This is a genomic window from uncultured Allofournierella sp., assembly GCA_944382705.1.
Lineage (GTDB): Bacteria > Bacillota > Clostridia > Oscillospirales > Ruminococcaceae > Allofournierella.
Genome location: CALWNE010000005.1, coordinates 1 through 3,062, shown reverse-complemented (window position 1 = coordinate 3,062; position 3,062 = coordinate 1). Strand labels below are relative to the sequence as shown.

Sequence of the window (3,062 nt, the reverse complement as noted above, 5' to 3'; positions counted from 1 at the left end):
TCCATCACAATTAAGGTTCCGTTCAAGCTTCTTGATATTGTTCAATTTTCAAGGTCCTGGTCGCTTTTCTCTTGCGAGATAGCTTGTTTATTATATCTTGTCTTTAGTGCTTTGTCAAGTACTTTTTTCAAGATTTTTTATTCAGCTTTTCAGCGACAACCGCGTTATTTGCGGCTCAGTTATAATATCACATTCCCTGCCCATAAGTCAACACCTTTTTTCAAAAAAGTGTGATTTATTTGAAAATCACCTTTTTTGCCCTTAAAACTCTGCTAACGGTTTACCTAAAACAACCCCCGGAGCACATTATAATGTGCTCCGAGGGCAAAGCCATTTGCAAGCTTTGTGCCCATAAAATCCATTCGTGTTTTTGCGCTATTAATATGTATATAAAGAGATCTGCTTTTATATGCGTTTTGCCAATTTTAAAAAAGTATGCAATAATAAGAGCACTCCAGCTGTATTGTAACTAGAAAGGAGGGCGTGTTTATGCCCACCACAAACACAGCCCCTGTGTCGGCGCAGGCTGCTGTGGAGGAATTTGGCGATCTAGTATTGCGGGCAGCCTTTGGCTTGGTAAAAAATCCTCAGGATGCAGAGGACATTGCCCAGGAAGTATTTTTGAATCTTGTGCGCAGCAATCCCGTGTTTGAAAGCTGGGAGCATCAAAAGGCATGGCTTCTGCGCTGCACCATCAACCGGTGCAAAAGCCACTTTCGCAGCGGTTGGTATCGGTACAGTGCCCCGCTGGATGAAACTCTCTCTCTTCCTTTTACCCCGCAAGAAAGCATTGTGTTGGATGCCATCCGTGCTCTGCCAGAAAAATACCGGCAGGTTATTTATCTGCACTACATCGAAGGGTACTCCACCGCCGAGATTGGCCAGCTGCTAAACCGCCGGCAAAACACCGTTCTCAGCCAGCTCTCCCGTGGCCGGAACCTCTTAAAACACACGCTGAAAGGAGAATTCTGACCATGTCTTACTCCGACGATTATAAAAAAGCCATGGAAAAAGTATCCGCCAGCGAATCCTGGAAGGCCAGCACCCTGCAAAAGATGCAGCAGGTACAGCAGTCTCCTTCCCGCCGGGATTGGTTGCAGCAGTTCTGTTTTCCTCGTATGGCCGTGCCAGCTCTGTGCGCTGCGGTCCTTTGTTTTGCAATGCTTCCTACCCTGAATCGGCTGTCTCAGGATGCAACCCTGTCCGCTGTGCCCTCTTTGGCAAGCAGTGCCGAGCATAACCAGCGTTCTGTTCCTCAAAATGCCGCTGGGTTTCGCGCCCGCACGGCAGAGTTACCTGCTCCAAACCTGAATGTGCAGCAGGTAACTGCCCCCACTGCCTTCGAGGCTTTGCCGCCCAGCGCTACCCCTGGTACCGATGCCCTGAGCCAGCAGCAGCTGGAGCAGGGGCTGTTGACCTTGGAGCAAGGGCTGAAACAGGATTGTCAATCTGGCTTGCTGAGCCAATCCTATCTTGTGGAGGATGTACTGGCCTTTGGCACCGAATATGCCCAAGAAGAACTTGTGCTGTATGCGGTGCTTCCCTGCTCCCCTCAAGACTCCACCTTTTGGCTGTACAGCATTCCTATCGATTCCTAACTTGTCTTTCCTAAAGAGCCAGCCCTGTTTCTTTTCCATTGCGGTCACAGAAACAGGGCTGATTGTTTACGGTTTTATCAGATTTTTGGGGCAGGACCTGCCCATCACCGACACAATGGGATCCGGTTTGCTGGTTGTTACATCCAGCTGAAAGGCCGGTTCAATCCCCTTCTCCCGGCAGACTTGCCGAATGCGCTTTTCCACTGCATGGCTATCTGCAAAGCTGGTAACCAGCATCATAATCACATACTGATTTCGGCTGTACCGGCAGTACACATCTCCCTTGCGCAGGGTGTGGTACAGAATATCCCGCATGACAAGCATTCCGTGTGCCGTTTCGTCCCGGCTTACATTCTGCCCTTTGGGCGGATACAGGGTAGTGAGCATGAGCAGGGTGTGCTGATCGTTGCGTACCGCCAGCCGACTTGCTATGTCATACAGTTGCTTAAAGAAATCATAGGTACACCAGTAGGCGCCTTGCCCCGGCCGATCGTTTTTGCTGACCGCATTCAAATCCTGCCGGATGCGCAGCATATCTTCCATGGCATGGCCCGTGGTATCCATGGCCCACTGGTAGATACTGAGCACCTCTCCGGGCAGCGCAGTGCCGGTGCGATTAAAAAACAAATCGGTTACTATGGGGTATTGCCGCACCACGGCACTTTTCATCTCCAATACTCGCATAGCCCGGAACAAATTCACCTGGGCCCGTTGGTTGTAAGGCTCCACCAGGGTGGCACGGTTTGCAATCTCCAAAGCCTTGGCAGCATCCGCTCGATTTTGGCGCTCCAGCAGATATTCCGCCGCCAGATTTGCCGCCATCAAATAGGTTTTGCGGGCCTGATCCGAAAAAGCCGCTGTCCAGCTTCGGCTGCTCAGTTCCGGCAAAAAATCTCCCTGGTACAGCTGCAGCATGGCAAAACACAACTCCAGCCGCCCAGCATCGGGAGTTTGCTCCAGCTCGCAGGCCAATTCCGCCATACGATGAAAATCAATTTCCAGACGAATGTCCGGGTTCAGCTGGTAGTTTTTTTCGTTCACCACAATAAAATGAAAATCGCTGTGAACCTGCAGCCATTTTCGCAGCGAGTAGGCCGCATTTTTTAATGCACCCGCCGGGTTTTGAATCTCCTCCGGCTCCCAAAGCGCCTCCATCAACTGGCCATTGGTCATGCCCTGTTCCCGAAATAGAGCCAGAAGCACAAGCAATTCAATGTTTTTGTTCAGCCGGTCATCCTCGGTTACAAGGCACTGGTCATTCAGCCAGATTTTCAATCCTCCAAACATTTCAAAGCGCATGGTGTATTCCTGCATAGTCGATTCCTTTCGTTGCCAGTGACATGGTATCTATTGCTTATTATACCCTTTTAAGCCAGATTTGTACACCAATTCAAAAAGACCGGTTTGTAAAACCGGTCTCAGCTTGTAGAAAAACCTGCTTTGGCAATCAGACCAGAGCAGGTT

Annotated in this window: 3 protein-coding genes; 2 read left to right on the top strand and 1 reads right to left on the bottom strand. The window is 49.9% G+C overall.

Annotated features, from left to right (window positions below):
* Positions 1 to 489 precede the first annotated feature (489 nt).
* Together ACH2EM_RS00365 and ACH2EM_RS00360 are read left to right on the top strand one after the other, a co-directional pair.
* The gene (locus ACH2EM_RS00365; RefSeq protein WP_395150038.1) at positions 490 to 972 is read left to right on the top strand and encodes an RNA polymerase sigma factor; all 483 of its coding nucleotides are present in this window, start codon (positions 490 to 492) and stop codon (positions 970 to 972) included.
* A 2-nt stretch (positions 973 to 974) separates the two neighbouring features.
* The gene (locus ACH2EM_RS00360) at positions 975 to 1,598 is read left to right on the top strand and encodes a hypothetical protein (protein WP_395150037.1); all 624 of its coding nucleotides are present in this window, start codon (positions 975 to 977) and stop codon (positions 1,596 to 1,598) included.
* Between the two features lie 66 nt (positions 1,599 to 1,664).
* On the opposite strand, the gene ACH2EM_RS00355 is transcribed toward ACH2EM_RS00360, so the two are convergent.
* A complete protein-coding gene (locus ACH2EM_RS00355; RefSeq protein ID WP_395150036.1) occupies positions 1,665 to 2,912 on the bottom strand; it encodes a BTAD domain-containing putative transcriptional regulator in 1,248 nt (415 codons plus the stop codon).
* Between the last annotated feature and the right edge of the window lie 150 nt (positions 2,913 to 3,062).

Excerpts from the sequence above, each read along its gene's own strand:
- ACH2EM_RS00355 (WP_395150036.1), bottom strand. The coding sequence starts at position 2,912 with ATGCAGGAATACACCATGCGCTTTGAAATGTTTGGAGGATTGAAAATC.
- ACH2EM_RS00360 (WP_395150037.1), top strand. The coding sequence starts at position 975 with ATGTCTTACTCCGACGATTATAAAAAAGCCATGGAAAAAGTATCCGCC.
- ACH2EM_RS00365 (WP_395150038.1), top strand. The coding sequence starts at position 490 with ATGCCCACCACAAACACAGCCCCTGTGTCGGCGCAGGCTGCTGTGGAG.